The 13,676-nt window shown below is 62.3% G+C and carries 16 protein-coding genes; 8 read left to right on the forward strand and 8 right to left on the reverse strand.

The features are described 5' to 3' along the window. The first annotated feature begins 15 nt into the window (after positions 1-15). Both DXY30_RS09735 and cobA read left to right on the forward strand, forming a co-directional pair. Positions 16-678, forward strand: a complete 663-nt coding sequence (locus DXY30_RS09735; protein ID WP_115094740.1) for a DNA mismatch repair protein MutS — start codon at positions 16-18, stop codon at positions 676-678. Then, positions 675-1,463 (forward strand): uroporphyrinogen-III C-methyltransferase, encoded by a 789-nt coding sequence (gene cobA / locus DXY30_RS09740; protein WP_115094741.1) that lies wholly within the window; start codon positions 675-677, stop codon positions 1,461-1,463. Before DXY30_RS09735 ends, cobA begins: the two co-directional genes overlap by 4 nt. An 11-nt stretch (positions 1,464-1,474) precedes the next feature. Here the strand turns inward: cobA and moaB are convergent, their stop codons facing one another. Continuing rightward, positions 1,475-1,972, reverse strand: a complete 498-nt coding sequence (gene moaB, locus DXY30_RS09745; RefSeq protein WP_115094742.1) for a molybdenum cofactor biosynthesis protein B — start codon at positions 1,970-1,972, stop codon at positions 1,475-1,477. Between the two features lie 45 nt (positions 1,973-2,017). Here moaB and DXY30_RS09750 point away from each other — a divergent pair, with 45 nt between their 5' ends. Both DXY30_RS09750 and DXY30_RS09755 read left to right on the forward strand, forming a co-directional pair. Beyond that, a complete protein-coding gene (locus DXY30_RS09750; protein WP_115094743.1) occupies positions 2,018-2,254 on the forward strand; it encodes a MoaD/ThiS family protein in 237 nt (78 codons plus the stop codon). A 3-nt stretch (positions 2,255-2,257) separates the two neighbouring features. Beyond that, positions 2,258-2,686, forward strand: a complete 429-nt coding sequence (locus DXY30_RS09755) for a molybdenum cofactor biosynthesis protein MoaE (RefSeq protein WP_115094744.1) — start codon at positions 2,258-2,260, stop codon at positions 2,684-2,686. Here DXY30_RS09755 and DXY30_RS09760 read toward each other — a convergent pair. Beyond that, positions 2,650-3,513, reverse strand: coding sequence for an NAD-dependent epimerase/dehydratase family protein (locus DXY30_RS09760; RefSeq protein WP_115094745.1), 864 nt, complete (start codon positions 3,511-3,513; stop codon positions 2,650-2,652). The genes DXY30_RS09755 and DXY30_RS09760 overlap by 37 nt on opposite strands. Before the next feature lie 60 nt (positions 3,514-3,573). Between DXY30_RS09760 and DXY30_RS09765 the strand changes: the two genes are divergently transcribed. Continuing rightward, positions 3,574-4,383 carry a DUF3598 family protein gene (locus tag DXY30_RS09765; protein WP_115094746.1) on the forward strand — a complete coding sequence of 270 codons (810 nt, stop codon included), beginning with the start codon at positions 3,574-3,576 and terminating at the stop codon, positions 4,381-4,383. Here the strand turns inward: DXY30_RS09765 and DXY30_RS09770 are convergent. The 4 genes from DXY30_RS09770 to DXY30_RS09785 are packed head-to-tail and all read right to left on the reverse strand — an operon-like array spanning position 4,368 to position 7,135. Continuing rightward, positions 4,368-5,618, reverse strand: coding sequence for a molybdopterin molybdotransferase MoeA (locus DXY30_RS09770; protein ID WP_115094980.1), 1,251 nt, complete (start codon positions 5,616-5,618; stop codon positions 4,368-4,370). The two genes, DXY30_RS09765 and DXY30_RS09770, sit on opposite strands and share 16 nt — an antisense overlap. Continuing rightward, entirely contained in the window at positions 5,602-6,078 is a 477-nt protein-coding gene (gene moaC / locus DXY30_RS09775; RefSeq protein WP_115094747.1) for a cyclic pyranopterin monophosphate synthase MoaC, read from the reverse strand. Before moaC ends, DXY30_RS09770 begins: the two co-directional genes overlap by 17 nt. Further along, a complete protein-coding gene (locus tag DXY30_RS09780) occupies positions 6,075-6,773 on the reverse strand; it encodes a carbonic anhydrase (RefSeq protein ID WP_115094748.1) in 699 nt (232 codons plus the stop codon). Before DXY30_RS09780 ends, moaC begins: the two co-directional genes overlap by 4 nt. A 50-nt stretch (positions 6,774-6,823) precedes the next feature. Then, positions 6,824-7,135, reverse strand: a complete 312-nt coding sequence (locus tag DXY30_RS09785; protein WP_115094749.1) for a hypothetical protein — start codon at positions 7,133-7,135, stop codon at positions 6,824-6,826. Between the two features lie 278 nt (positions 7,136-7,413). Here DXY30_RS09785 and DXY30_RS09790 point away from each other — a divergent pair, with 278 nt between their 5' ends. Next, positions 7,414-7,881 carry a nitrate reductase associated protein gene (locus tag DXY30_RS09790; RefSeq protein WP_115094750.1) on the forward strand — a complete coding sequence of 156 codons (468 nt, stop codon included), beginning with the start codon at positions 7,414-7,416 and terminating at the stop codon, positions 7,879-7,881. On the opposite strand, the gene DXY30_RS09795 is transcribed toward DXY30_RS09790, so the two are convergent. Then, positions 7,862-10,093, reverse strand: a complete 2,232-nt coding sequence (locus tag DXY30_RS09795; protein WP_115094981.1) for a nitrate reductase — start codon at positions 10,091-10,093, stop codon at positions 7,862-7,864. The genes DXY30_RS09790 and DXY30_RS09795 overlap by 20 nt on opposite strands. A gap of 81 nt (positions 10,094-10,174) precedes the next feature. Beyond that, positions 10,175-11,716 (reverse strand): NarK family nitrate/nitrite MFS transporter, encoded by a 1,542-nt coding sequence (locus DXY30_RS09800; RefSeq protein WP_115094751.1) that lies wholly within the window; start codon positions 11,714-11,716, stop codon positions 10,175-10,177. A 265-nt stretch (positions 11,717-11,981) separates the two neighbouring features. Here DXY30_RS09800 and DXY30_RS09805 point away from each other — a divergent pair, with 265 nt between their 5' ends. Together DXY30_RS09805 and DXY30_RS09810 are read left to right on the forward strand one after the other, a co-directional pair. Beyond that, a complete protein-coding gene (locus DXY30_RS09805; protein WP_256359556.1) occupies positions 11,982-12,575 on the forward strand; it encodes a molybdenum cofactor guanylyltransferase in 594 nt (197 codons plus the stop codon). Continuing rightward, complete coding sequence (locus DXY30_RS09810) at positions 12,572-13,615, forward strand: GTP 3',8-cyclase MoaA (protein ID WP_115094752.1); 1,044 nt, start codon at positions 12,572-12,574, stop codon at positions 13,613-13,615. The genes DXY30_RS09805 and DXY30_RS09810 overlap by 4 nt, the downstream gene beginning before the upstream one ends. Positions 13,616-13,676: the final 61 nt, after the last annotated feature.

Raw genomic sequence — 13,676 nt, forward strand, 5'->3', positions numbered from 1 at the left:
GTTCAGAACAACCCGATGACATCAGCCGGCAGGGTCATCGATCCGTGGCCATTGCTACGGAATGACGCTTCCGATGCGAGAAGGCGTGGTCTGCACCTCGTGGCGCACGGCCGCAGTGGTGGTGCTGTTCCCGACTGTTTGGCGTCCCTACCGGCTCTTCTGGCTGAGCGGCGATCGGCGCCGGTGCAGTTGGAGGTGCTGACGGCTGAACAGGCCGTGGCGGCTCCTCCCCAACCCTCCTGGATTTTTCCTTTGTTGTTGCTGCCTGGAGCTCACGCTCGAACCGATGTGCCTGCAATTCGGGACAGGCTTCGTGCAACTGGGGCCAATGTGAGCTTGCTGCCCTTTCTCGGTGCATGGACCTCCTGGTGGGACGCTGTGTTGTCAGCGCTTCCCCTGCCTGAACGGCGTGATGCCGTGCTGGTGCACCATCCCCTCCGTCCAGGTGTGGCGGATCGGTTTCTCACGATGCTGTCGTCTCGATTGGCGTTGCCGTTGGTTTCCTTCGATGCCTGGCTGGAGTTCCAGCAGCGGCATCCCCGCGCCCGGCCACTCCCGTTGGCTCTAGCCCCGAATCGCATGACGGAGGCGCTGAGCGAAGCTGGTGGATTGCCTCCTCTGTTGGAGCATTCCCCCACCCGTCAGGCCTTGATCGATCTGCTTGTTTCTCTGCCGTGAGCACCGCTGAACAATCCGGAACCGTTTATCTGGTGGGAGCCGGTCCTGGTGATCCCGAGTTGCTCACGCTGAAAGCGCATCGGCTGCTTCGCGAGTGCGATGCCCTTGTGTACGACTCGCTGGTGCCCAAGGAAGTGCTGGATCTTGTCCCTGATGCCTGCGAACGCCGTTTTGTCGGCAAGCGTCGTGGGCATCATTCAGTGCCGCAACCAAGCACCAATGCTGTGCTCGTGGAAATGGCCCAGAAACACAGCACGGTGGTGCGGTTGAAGGGGGGTGATCCCTTTCTCTTTGGTCGTGGAGGTGAAGAAGCGGCTTACTTGGCGGAAAGGAACATCTCTGTTCAGGTGGTCCCTGGCGTGACGGCCGGCATCGCTGCCCCTGCTTATGCCGGAATTCCCGTCACGCACAGGCGGGCGGGGTCATCGGTGACCTTCGTCACCGGTCATGAGGAAATCGACAAGCGTCGTCCCTCTGTGGATTGGCGTGCCTTGGCCGCTGCCAGTGACGGCTTGGTGATTTACATGGGATTGCACAATCTGCCCCGGATCGCGGAGGAACTGATGGCGGGTGGTTTGGCTTCGACAACTCCCGTGGCGGTGATCCAGCAGGGCACGGTGGCGGGGCAGCGTTGCCTCAAAGCAACCTTGGTTGACGTTGCCGATCAATGCCGAGCGCAAGCCTTCAAGTCACCCTCGATCGTTGTGGTTGGTGAGGTGATTGACCAGCAGGTGGAGGCCTGCATGCCCACACCGGCAGCGGTCACGATGCCGATTCCGTTCTGACAATCCACGCTCTATTCCTTCAAGCGAGCCCGGAGCTGGGCCAGGTTGCACGGCCGGGTGTTGGTATCGAGTTGAGCACGGATGAGCCGGTCCCAAGCCGTAGTCACCGCATCCAGAGATCCCGGCAGCACAAACACAAAGGTGCCGTTGGCCACGCCGGCAAGGCAGCGGCTTTGCAGGGTGCTGGTGCCGATGCTCTCGAAGGAGAGCACGCGAAACAGTTCCCCGAATCCTTCGATTGTTTTGTCCAGCAGAGGTGCCACGGCTTCGGGGGTGCCATCGCGGCCGGTCAGACCGGTACCCCCACTGGTGATCACCACATCAACCGCGGGATCGGCGATCCAGCGGCTCAGTTCACTGCGGATTTGATAGCGATCATCCGGGCAGAGTCTTCGCTCGTGAAGCCGATGGTCGGCGGCTTCAAGTCTGCGCAGCAGCTGATCTCCGCTGCTGTCGTCCGCCAGGGTGCGTGTGTCGGAGATGGTGAGCAGGGTGATGGACAGGCCCATGGCACAGCGGCGGAGCCTTCGGACGCTAGAACCGCTCCAGCTGCCATGGACGCGGTGCTGAAGGTGCTGTTGTTCGCCTCCCTCCGAGAACGTGCCGGTTGGGCGGAGCGTTCCCTTCCATTCACGCCAGGGGTATCAACGGCCCGTGAGGTCTGGAACCAGTTGGATCTTGGCCCGCTCGAGGGCATCCGCATTGCGGTCAATCAGGAGTTGGTCGGTGCGAATCAGCGGTTGCAGGCCGGTGATGAGCTGGCCTTTCTTCCACCGTTCACGGGGGGTTGAAGCATGACCAGTTGTTGTGTGGAGGTGTGCCCGGATCCCTTTGATCCTTGGCAGCAGCTCGCGATCTGGAGTGGGGATGCCGCGGCCGCGGCGATCTTCATTGGTCGGGTGCGTCCCACCGCCATGGATGGCCGACCTCTGGAGGCGCTTGAGCTGGAGCACTTCCCCGGCCTTTGCGAACGTCAGATCACGGCCATGGCACAGCGTTTGCAGCAGGAGCACCGGGTGGGTCCGATTTTGGTGCTGCATCGGGTGGGGAGGCTCGCCCCTGGAGACCCGATTGTGCTGGTGGCGGTCCAGGCTGATCGGCGCGGCGCGGCGCAGCGCTGCTCTGCTGCGTTGTTGGAGCAACTCAAGCATCAGGCCCCGTTCTGGAAGCGGGAGTGGTGCAGCGGTCAGGGAACCTGGCTGGAGGCAAATACGCCGCTGTGATCAACGCTTGGGTGCTGCAGTTGGTAGCCCAGCTGTTTGAGCCGGGTGTTGCGGATCCGCCGGCCCGCTGAACTCGGATCGTCTTGTCCAAGCCAGTGCACCGGTGCCAGCCCTTGGCGTTGCAGGCTTCGCTCCACTAGATCCCGCAGCCGGATCGGTTCGTCGTTGACCACATTCACCACGCCGGTCCATTCACCATCCACTGCTGCTTCCAGGGCACCGGCGGCATCCGCCACATGCAGCCAGTTGCTGTAAGAGCCTCCGCTGCCGGGGCGTTCCAGGCCGGCGAGTCCGCGCAAACGTCGATCCAGATCGCGGCCGGGGCCGTACAGCGCTCCGAGGCGAAGGATGCAAACGCGCCGGTCGCCGATGCTGTTGAGCAGTTGCTCGCTTTCCAGCAGAACATCGCCATGGCCGCGGCCCGGGTCGGGCGGCGTTTGCTCATCCACCCAGCCACCCTGGGCATCGCCGTACACCGAGCAACTGCCCGTGTAGAGAATCTGTCGAAGATTCGGGAGTTCTGGCAACAGCGACTTCAGGCAGCGGAAGCTGTTGACGAAGGTGTGGCGGTAGCCGTTGGCATCCACCTGGCGATCTCCCTTGGGACCGAGGCAGAACACGGCGCTGCTGCTCTGCCGCAGTGCGTCCAGCAATTGGGCGGGATTGGTGGCATCGCATACCCTCACCCGATCCGCCAGGGAGCTGAGGTGCTCCAGCCGTTCGCTGCTGGTGGTGGTCAGCGTCAGCTTTAGCTGTGGCCGTCTCAGTTGCAGCCGCTCCGCCAGGGCAAGCCCCACATACCCGCAGCCAACGATCGTGAGGTCCATGGCGGGGGATGGCTGTTGCAGCGACCCTAAGGAGATCGACCGTTCCATGCCGTCACGGAGATGACTGATCAATGGACCCTCAACCGTCGCAATTTCGCCGGCCACTGGCAGGGATGTGGCCATTGGTTTGAACGCGACGGCGCCGATCGGCTGGACCTACAGCGTCCATCCCGCCGGATTGATCCCACCACATACGCGATTTCCTTTTCGGATGATGACCACGGGGTCTGGGATGGGTCGGGGCTGGCGTTTGCTCCCGGTGGCCTGGCCACCTATCCCATCAGCCGAGCCAAATACAACGCCGGTGGCGGTTGTTGGCAGTTTCCCGGGGCGGGGGGCCAGTCCAGCCTTGGCTTGGATGCCGATCGTCCGCGCTTCGGCCACGAGATCAACCTGTTTTGCGGTCGCTCCCGCTCGATGCTGGTGCTGCTCTGGGAACCGCGGAACGGCCGTTGGCGCTTGCAGCGCGTTGGGGCGGTGGGCTTTCGTTGCCGTCTGAGCCCCGATCCCGAACCCGAGCGTCCCGCATGCGGGACACCCGAGGCTCTGCTGGATTTGGTGAAGGGATGGAGCGGTGAGCGGCAGACGCTGCGACCTCAGCTGGGGGTGAAGGCCGAGGCCGAGGACGCTGCTCCCGTGGTGTTTGATGCGCACCAATTTCTTCACAATGACTGCTCAGCCGTGATGCCCGATGGCTTGGTGTTCTCGGTGCCCAGTGAAATTCCAGCGGAGCCTTTCAGCCTGGAGATCGCAGGACGTCTCGGCGCTGCGCTGTTTCAGCAGGTCAGCATCCATTTCGATGCATCGGGCCAGCTCTTGGCCTGGGAGCGTCGATGCTTTTGCCCAGCGACGGTTCAGAAGATTCGCTGACGGATCACCTGGGCCCAGAGGCGCGTACCGCTTTGCAACGAGCCGGCCTCCGCCGGTAGTTCCAACAGAAGATCGGCCCGTTGCAGGGAGCCGATTCGGGAGGAGGCCTGCGAGCCATCCACCCGTGCCAGCAGCGCTCCTGCGGCGTTGGTGTCGAGGCGGGCTCGGGCCAGTTCCGGCCGTCCCGGTCGGCGGCTTAAAGGGTCGGCGAGTTCCACCATCACCCGGGGGAACAGCTCTGGTTCGATCTGCCCCTCCAGGGCCTGCAGGGCGGGCCAGAGCAGTTGCAGGGCGGTGACCGCCGCCGCCACGGGATTGCCCGGTAGTCCGAAAAACGGCACGCCCTCACCGATGCTTCCAAAGGCGAAGGGACGACCCGGGCGAAGGAACAATTTCCAGAAGTCCACGGCACCCAGCTCCGCTACCAGGGGTCGGATCCAGTCGGTATCGCCGGCGGAGACGCCTCCGGTACTCACCACCACGTCGCAGTCGTTGGCCAGATCAAGCAGGGCCTGCCGCAGGGCGTTGGGTTGATCGGCCACCACCCGTCGCTGGGTCACCGACTGCCCGAGGGCCTGGAGCATCGTCTCCAGAAGCGTGCCGTTGCTCTCCCAGATGGCACCGGGGTGCCGCACTGTTCCGGGTGGCACCAGCTCGTCCCCGCTGATCAGCAGCCCGATGCGGGGTTGTGACACAACGGCCAATGCGGCGATGCCGCAGCCGGCGAGGCGTGCGAGATCGGCGGACCCCAGTCGCTGTCCAGCGGCCAGCAGCAGGTCCCCTGGCCGGCATTCCTCGTCCTTCGGGCGAATCCAGGGACGATCCGACGCTTCTTTCGCCAGCTGGAGGGTGTTGCCGTCCACTGTGATGAGCTCCTGGGGCAGCACCCAGCCGGCACCGTCCGGCAGTGGAGCTCCGGTGAGGATCCGAATCGCATCGCCATTGGCCAGGGTTTGGTTGAAGGGTTGGCCTGCGGCGGAGCGCCCTTTCAGCTGCCAGGTCTCTCCGAGCTTGGGCTGGTGGCTCTGCCCCAAGGCATAGCCGTCCATGATTGAGGCCGGAAACCCCGGAACGGCCGCGCTGGCCAGCACAGTTCCTGCGCTCACGCGGCCGAGGGCTGCCTGGAGGGGCACCGTGCTGCTGGCCGTGATCGGCTGGATCGCTGCCAGAACCCGTCGGCGTGCCTCCTCCAGGGGTAGACCTTCGCGTCCGTACGGCTCAGCGCTTCCAAACACCATTGCGCCCCCCTTCTTTGTAATGAAGCTGGATGGCCTCGATCGTCATGGCTGGATCGACCGCCTTGAGCATGTCGTAAAGGGTCAGCAGCCCCACGGAAACGGCTGTCATTGCTTCCATTTCCACCCCGGTTTGGCCCGTTGTCCGGCAACGGCAGTGGACGACGAGGCCAGGTAGAGATTCGTCAGCGTCGATCGTCACATCCATGCCACTGAGCGGTAGGGGGTGGCACAGGGGAATCAATTCCCAAGTGCGTTTTGCGGCCTGGATGGCAGCCACCCGGGCGACCGCCAGAAGATCACCTTTCGGCGTCTCTCCCCGCTGGATCAGTGTCAGGGTTGCGGGCGCCATACGAATGGCTCCACTGGCATGGGCTTCGCGCTTGGTGGCAGGACGGTGCCCAACGTCCACCATGTGAACTTCGCCTTGTTGGTTCAGATGACTTAGGTCTTCCGTCATTTGATCAAGGTCACAACACCGTTAGTGAGTTGGAAATAACCCACTACCAGTTTCAGGGCACCGCTGCCTTTGGCCTCGGCCAAGACCGAGCTGCGTTGGATCAGCGTGGATGCTGTGGCAAGGGCATTGCTTCTGACGGCCTCCGCCAGATTGCTGCTGCCGCTAATGGTCTCCTCGATGGGATGGATCAGCCGTTCCAGCGAAGGGGTCAAAGGCTTGTCGTCCATCGCTGCCGTGACAGCTCCGCAGCCGCTGTGCCCCATCACCATCACCAGCGGCGTCTTGAGAACGCTGACGCCGTACTCCACCGAGGCAATCGCTTCGTCAAAAGCGCTGTTGCCGGCGTTGCGGATCACAAACAGGTCGCCTGGGGTGGTGTCGAACACCCAGCTCGGTGACACCCGTGAATCAGAGCAGGTGAGCACGGTCGCCCAGGGATGTTGGCTTGTGGCCAAAGCTCTGGGGGAATTGAAGCAGCGTGGGTCAGGATCGGTCCCGCGCAGCGTTGCCCTGTTCTCTTCAAGCGCCAGGCGCCACGCTTCTGCAAAACGGCGGTTCCCCGCCATCAGGGCCTGAAGTGGATCGTCGGGAACGCAGAACCCATCCTCCGCAGCATCAACAGGCCGCGGTTGTATCAGGGCGGCCAAGGCCATGCCGCCTGTTGATTGGAGGAATTGACGGCGTTGGATCCCCATGCCGGCACCTTATGGCCGGCTGTTGGGAAGTGCGATTAGCGCTAGTGCGATCAGCGCTCGCCGAAGGGGGCCCAGAGAGTGGCCTCGGAGCCGACCACGGGTTCCACGGCGGGCTTGATGGCAGCAGCCGGTTGAGCACTCACATTCGCACTCATGGAGGAGACATCCGCTTCGGCCAAGGGAGCCCAGAGAGCAGCTGGCCCGGCAATCACCGGTTCCACTGCAGCCGTGCCGGCCTGGACGGAAGCCGTTTGGCTGCGAACCAGCTGAACGGCTAGCGAGCCAACGATGAACGCACCCAGGAAGCCGGCTGCCAGGGTGATGGGGCTGCGGCCGGAAGTGGACGAGATGCTGCTGGTCACGGCAGAAACTCTCAGAACAGATCTTCAGTATGGAAAGAATTGGTGTGAACGACTACTGAATGGGCTGAATTGTGTAGCGGAATTAACAGTTCCTATGGGATCAAAGTCCTGCATTGGATGTTGCTGGAGAGCTTCAGCCGTGACCCATCCGTGGGACATTCCCAGCAACATTCCGAGGGAGAGGGCGAAGCGCACAGGCCAAGATTTGTATCAAAGTAAACATCTCTGTTTCCGCGGTCTTCTGTTGTCATCATTGACACCAATCAAGGCTTTGGTTGATGTCCAGTCGTTGCGATTCCGCCAGCCATTGCTTTGCCTTTGAGCAGGATTTCATCGGCAACTGGCGCTGCATACCGCTTTGTGTGCGTCGGAAACTTGATCTCTGTGGGGTGAAGTTAAAGCTCAATCACTGGTTGCAACTCTCCAAGGATCAACGTCAAACCCTGGTGGATTGGCCGGATGGGGCCGACGCCATCGAGCAGCTTCGCCAACACCTGCGCGATTGCACGAGCGCCATGGCCGATGGCATGGCGAAGGATCTTCCACCGGTCAGCGGCGCCCCCTGGCAACAGCTGGCCGAGCTGCCCGCTGCGGTGCAGGAGGCGGCAACGGCGCGAGGTGTGTTGATGACTCTGGAGCAATGGGCTCAGCTCAGTGAGCTGGATCGCTTTGCGTTGTGCAAGTTGGCCCGGCCGGGACACGATCACCACAACCTTGAAGCAGCCTTCAGCGAAGTGCTGGTGTGAGCAGCCGGCGCAGTGCCTCCAGCCTTCCTTTCTGCTGCTCGACGGGTTTTACCACCGAGACGGCCGGAGCCACGATCACCGCGCAGGCCTTGAGTTCCGGCTGCTTCGATACCGGGCAGGCCTCATCGTGCATCAGGGTGTTGGCCTCGCAGGCCTTCTCCTGGGTGAATCCCCAGTGCATTGGCAGAAAGACCGATCCACGCCGAATGCGATCGGTGACTTTCACGGTGGCGGTGAGGTGACCGCGGCGCGAGCTGATCGCTGCCAGTTCGCCGTTACGCAGTTTTAGATCCTGAGCGTCACCGGGGTGAATCTCCAGCAGCGGTTCGGGATGCTGTTTCATCAGCCGTTCCACCTTCCCTGTGCGGGTCATGGTGTGCCACTGCCCCAGATAGCGGCCAACCGTCAGTACAAGGGGGTAGGTCTCGCAGGGGGGCTCCGCCAGCCCGAGCGGTTGATCGGTGCTGAAGCGGGCGCGCTTGTTCGGGGTGGGGAACTGATGGTCTTCGTAGAGGCGTTTCGCCGTTGCGCTGGGGGTGCTGCCGTGGGGGTACGGCCACTGCTGTGGACCGTCCTGTTCAAGCAGTGCATGGCTCAGGCCACTGACGTCACAGAGGCGCCCTCGGGTCAGTTCGGTGAATTCGGCGTAAACCGCGGCCGCTGAATCAAAGCTGAATTGTTTGGTGTAGCCCAAGCGGCGTCCCACGTCAGCGAACACCTCCCAGTCGGGCCGGCTTTCGCCGAAGCGGCGTCGATAGGCCGGGCAATAGGTCACCCGTCGTTCGGAATTGGTCATGGCACCGGCCTTCTCACTCCACTGGGCTGCGGGCAAAAGCAGGTGGGCGTAATGGGACGTTTCAGAGTCGGCATAGGCCTCGCTCACCACCACCAGCGGGCAATTGTTTATGGCTGACTTCACCCGGTCGAGATCCGGGAGGCTGACCAGGGGGTTGGTGGCGGCCACCCACCACAGATCCAGAGCGCCCTGTTCCATTGCTTCGATCTGCTGCCAGGCCGCCAATCCAGGCTTGGCGTTGATCTGTCCTTCCGGCAGCCGCCAGGCCTGCTCCACTTCGGCACGGTGGTCAGCGTTGGCTACCAAGCGGTAGCCCGGCAGGAGATGCGCCAAGCCTCCGGCCTCGCGCCCGCCCATGGCATTTGGTTGGCCGGTCAGGGAAAACGGGCCCGCTCCTTCTTTGCCGATCTGACCGGTGAGCAGATGCAGATTGATCAACCCCTGCACGACTGCTGTTCCTTCACGGCGTTGGTTCACCCCCATTGACCACAGGCTGAGCACCTTCTCGCGCCGGTGGAACAGAGCGGCCACTTCCCGCAGGCGTTTTTCGGGGATGTTGCAGAACAGGGCAACCCGCCTTGGAGTCCAGCGGGCGGCGACGTCAAAAAAAGCGTCGTAATTCTCGGTGTGGTCGTCGATGAAGGCTGGATCCTGGCCGTTCTCGCGGAGCACCAGGTGGGCAATGCCGTGCAGCAGGGCCAGGTCGCTGCCTGGTGCAATCGGCAAGTGGATGTCGGCGGCTTTAGCGGTGTCGGTACGGCGTGGATCCACCACCACGATCTTGACGCTGCCAGGGTTTTTTCGTTTTCGCTTCAGCAGGCGCTGGAACAGCACCGGGTGGCACTCGGCGGTGTTAGTGCCGATCAGAAACGCCACCGTGCAGTGGTCGAGGTCTTCGTAGCTGCAGGGAGGACCATCGGAACCCAGGCTGCGGGTGTAGCCCGCCACTGCTGAGCTCATGCACAGCCGCGAATTGGCATCAAAGTTGTTGGTGCCCAGTGCGCCTTTCAGCAGTTTCTGGGCCAGGTAGTAATCCTCGGTGTGGAACTGGCCGGAGCCGTACATGGCGATGCCATCGGCATTGCCGCGCTGGGTCACGCTTGCCTGAATCTGTCCGGTGATTTTTTCGAGGGCTTCGTCCCAGCTGATCGGTGCGAAGTCGTCCTCGAGCGTTTCGCGGAACAGGGGTTGGCGCAGTCGTCCTTGGGCCAGCGTTTCGCCAACCGTGGCGCCCTTGATGCAGACCTGACCAAGACTGGAGGGATGCTCGCGGTCGCCGCGGGCCGTCCACATTGGATTGCCTTCAGCATCCCGCTTCACGGCTTGGCCCTTCACAGCAGGAGGGAGCAGCTCTAGGCCACAGCCCACTCCGCAGTAGGGGCACTGGCTGCGCACGCTGCGGGGGGAGTTCACCATGCAGGAACCAAAAAAGAACAAAACCCGGAGCTGGAGCTCCGGGTCGTTGCGCAGCAACGAGTTGCTGCTGAGGTTGATGGATCAGGCCGTTTCGCCTTCGTGCAGCTCTGCGAAGGAGCCCTTGGGCTCTTTGAGGAAGAAGAAGCAGAAGAAGGCCACGATCAAACCTGCGACGCCCAGGATCTGGAAGAAGGCGCTGTTGGAGGCAGCAATCACCTCGGGGGTGGGTTCGCCGCCGCCGCCCATCCACATCGGCAGGAGGCTGAAGATCGTCAGGTAGGTGACGGCACCAACGTTGCCGTAGGCACCGACCAGACCGGCCACCTGACCGGTGACGCGACGCTTGACCAGGGGCACCAGCGCAAAGGTGGCGCCTTCACCGGATTGCACGAAGAAGGAGGCGAGCATGGTGATCACCACAGCCACGACGATGCCGGTGGTGCCAGAGAAGGTGCCTGGTTTGATCATGCTCATCACCAGGTAGCCCACGCCGAGACCAGCGGTGAGAAAGCCCATGGTGTTCTTGCGGCTGCCGACCCGGTCGGAGATCAGACCACCTGCAGGGCGCGCCACCAGGTTCACGAAGGCGAAGCAGGAGGCCAGGATTCCGGCGGTGGCCTTCGGCAGGTCGAAGGTGGTTTCAAAGAAGGTGGGCAGCATCGAGACCACGGCCAGTTCGGAACCGAAGTTCACGATGTAGGTGAGCTCGAGGATCGCCACTTGGCGGAACTCGTAGCGGTCTTCCTTGGGATAAACCTTGTTGCCAAGGATCAGATCGCGGTTGGTGCGAATGATTCCCCAGGTCTGGAAGGCAAACCAGACGGCGACGGCACCGAGGGCCAGCGGGTAGGTGCTTGCGGTGAGGAAGCCAACTTTGGACAGGCGCCAGCAGAGAACACAGAGGATGGCCGCGAAGGGCACGTTCATGCCGAGCAGGCCCCAGAAGTCGCGCATGGAGGTGACTTCCAGGCCTGCGGTCTTCTCAGGACGCTGGTAAGTCTTGCCGGGGGGTGTATCCGTGACGTTAAAGAAGTAGAAGAGGCCGTAGGCAGCCGAAACGATGCCGGTGAGGGCGATCGCACCGCGCCAGTTCAGAACAGCACCGGTCGGCAGTTCGAAACCACCGGAGAAGGAGAGGAAGCCGGCGAGGGCCACCATCGTGAGGGCCGAAAAGGCGGAGCCGAAGTTGCCCCAGCCGCCGTAGATCCCTTCCGCGAGGCCGATTTCCTTGGGAGGGAACCACTCGGCCACCATTCGGATGCCGATCACAAAGCCGGCGCCCACGATGGAGAGCAGCAGACGTGCCACCACAAGTTGGTTGAAGTCCTGAGCGGAGGCAAACAGCAGGCAGGGAATGGCCGAGAAGACCAGGATTGAGGAGTAGGTGACCCGGGGTCCGAATTTGTCCAGCAGCATGCCAATCAGCACACGAGCCGGGATGGTGAGGGCCACGTTGCAGATGGCCACTGTGCGGATCTGACCAACAGTCAATCCGAGGTCCGCTTTCACGGTGGTGGCCAGAGGGGCCAGGTTGAACCAGACCACGAAGGTCAAGAAGAAGGCGATCCAGGTCAGGTGAAGGGTTCGATACCTGCCCTGGAACGACCAGAGGTCGCCAAGCATTGAGAAGAAGAAGTGAAACCTCGGGCGTCAAAACGAAGGGTGCCCAGGGATGGCAAAACGGTCAAAAAGAAGATCCGTTTAACTCGCGCAGTTAATCAACTTGCCGGGCCTTTGTTTGGTCAGATTGGTTACCAATCTCTGTTTTTGTGTTCCTTAGCAAACATCAATGGAGCTGATTGATTGGATCAGGTGTTCTTGTGCCTGGATGATTTGGTAGCGGTTGCAACTTTGTTGGGTTGTTGGACTTCGCTGGTGCAGATTGTTGATCAGCGATGTGAACCAAGGCTTGCGGGTTTGTTTGCTCAGTGGCGGACGCAGCCGTCGCATGGGGCGTGACAAGGCGCTGTTGCCCCATCCATCCGGTGGTGTCTGGCTGACGGCGTTGGTCGACCAGCTGCTGCCTTTGGGGTACCCGGTGCAAGTGTTGAGTCGCCATCGCCAGCATGCAGAGGTTCTGGAGCTCCGACCCGGATGTTCCGTGCTGTTGGAGCCCCCTCCCTGGAATGGCCCCCTGCAGGCGCTTGCCAGGGTGCTGCCGCTTCCGCCCGGAGAGGCGTTGCTGGTGCTTCCGGTGGACATGCCGCGCTTGCGGACGGCTGTTTTTGTTCAGCTCATCGCCGCCTGGAACCGTTCTCCTGAGCAAGCAGCGGTGGCCCATGACGGTCAGCGGCTGCAGCCGTTGTTGGCGGTGATTCCTTCAGGCCCCCCCTTTCGTTCCTGTCTCGATCAGCAATTGCAACGTGGAGAGTTGCGCTGGATGGACTGGTTGATGCGTGTTCCTCATCAGTCGGTGCGGTTGCCTGCAGAAGCTCTGCTCAATGCCAACTGCTCCGCAGATCTGTCAGCGTTGGAAGGATGAGCACCTCGCTGCCGCTCGCAGATCGATTCAACCGGCCCCTCGGGGTGTTGCGGCTGTCACTGACGGCCCGCTGCAATCTCGCCTGTCCGTACTGCCGTCCGGATGTGGATGACCCACCTGGCTTGCTAACGCTTGAGCAGCAGATGCGCGTTATTCGTGTCGCCTCGCGCCTTGGAACCCAAACGCTACGGCTAACGGGTGGAGAGCCGTTGTTGAGCCGTCGGTTGTTGCCCTTGCTTGAGGCGGTGGCGCAAGCCCGGAGGCGTCGATCAGATCCGATGGCAGGTCTTGAAGCGGTGGCGCTGACCAGCAACGGGGTTTTGCTTTCGGAACCGATGGCTCGGTCGCTGCGCGCAGCAGGGTTGGATCGCATCACCATCAGCTTGGATGCAGCAGAAGGGGATGCAGCAGCGCGCATGGCTGGTCTCCAGGGTGGCGCTTTCGCCGGTGAACGGTTGGTGCGCAAGGTGCAGGACGGCATTTCGGCGGCTCGTGCCGCTGGTTTTGACCCCTCGGCCGGTGAACTCAAGCTCAACGCCGTGATCCAACGGGGGATGAATGATGATCAACTTCTTCCCTTGGCCGGTTTGGCGCGGCAGCAGGGGGTGGAGCTGCGCTTGATTGAGTTCATGGATGTGGGCAACCGCAACCAGTGGAGGCTGGACCAGGTGCTGCCGGCGGCGCAGATGGTGGAGCGCATTCACGCTCGTTGGCCCCTCGAACCCCTGGGGCGCCCGCTGGGTGGGACGGCACAGCGTTGGAGCTATTGCGATGGTGCCGGGGCCATCGGTGTGATCGCCTCGATCAGTGAGCCGTTCTGTGGAGATTGCAACCGGTTGCGAGTCACCGCCGATGGGCAGGCGTTCACCTGTTTGTTCTCCGCTGATGGCATGGATCTCAAGCCTGTGCTCTCGTCGGAGCCTTGCCTAGAGCAGGCCATGCGCGATCTCTGGCAGCGGCGCCAAGATCGCTACAGCGAGGAGCGTGATCCAGAGGCCGGTGCGTCAACTCATGCGGAGATGGCGTATCTGGGGGGCTGAACCGTTGTGATTGTCACCGTTTTTGAGTGAGGCTCCCGGTACAACAGGTCAGCTGAAGGAT

This window comes from Synechococcus sp. UW106, assembly GCF_900474015.1.
Taxonomy (GTDB): Bacteria; Cyanobacteriota; Cyanobacteriia; order PCC-6307; family Cyanobiaceae; genus Parasynechococcus.

Excerpts from the sequence above, each read along its gene's own strand:
- DXY30_RS09780 (WP_115094748.1), bottom strand. The coding sequence starts at position 6,773 with ATGGGGATCCAACGCCGTCAATTCCTCCAATCAACAGGCGGCATGGCC.
- DXY30_RS09760 (WP_115094745.1), bottom strand. The coding sequence starts at position 3,513 with ATGGACCTCACGATCGTTGGCTGCGGGTATGTGGGGCTTGCCCTGGCG.
- moaB (WP_115094742.1), bottom strand. The coding sequence starts at position 1,972 with ATGGGCCTGTCCATCACCCTGCTCACCATCTCCGACACACGCACCCTG.
- DXY30_RS09750 (WP_115094743.1), top strand. The coding sequence starts at position 2,018 with ATGGACGCGGTGCTGAAGGTGCTGTTGTTCGCCTCCCTCCGAGAACGT.
- DXY30_RS09795 (WP_115094981.1), bottom strand. The coding sequence starts at position 10,093 with ATGGTGAACTCCCCCCGCAGCGTGCGCAGCCAGTGCCCCTACTGCGGA.
- DXY30_RS09800 (WP_115094751.1), bottom strand. The coding sequence starts at position 11,716 with ATGCTTGGCGACCTCTGGTCGTTCCAGGGCAGGTATCGAACCCTTCAC.
- DXY30_RS09810 (WP_115094752.1), top strand. The coding sequence starts at position 12,572 with ATGAGCACCTCGCTGCCGCTCGCAGATCGATTCAACCGGCCCCTCGGG.
- DXY30_RS09790 (WP_115094750.1), top strand. The coding sequence starts at position 7,414 with ATGTCCAGTCGTTGCGATTCCGCCAGCCATTGCTTTGCCTTTGAGCAG.
- DXY30_RS09755 (WP_115094744.1), top strand. The coding sequence starts at position 2,258 with ATGACCAGTTGTTGTGTGGAGGTGTGCCCGGATCCCTTTGATCCTTGG.
- moaC (WP_115094747.1), bottom strand. The coding sequence starts at position 6,078 with ATGACGGAAGACCTAAGTCATCTGAACCAACAAGGCGAAGTTCACATG.
- DXY30_RS09735 (WP_115094740.1), top strand. The coding sequence starts at position 16 with ATGACATCAGCCGGCAGGGTCATCGATCCGTGGCCATTGCTACGGAAT.
- DXY30_RS09765 (WP_115094746.1), top strand. The coding sequence starts at position 3,574 with ATGACTGATCAATGGACCCTCAACCGTCGCAATTTCGCCGGCCACTGG.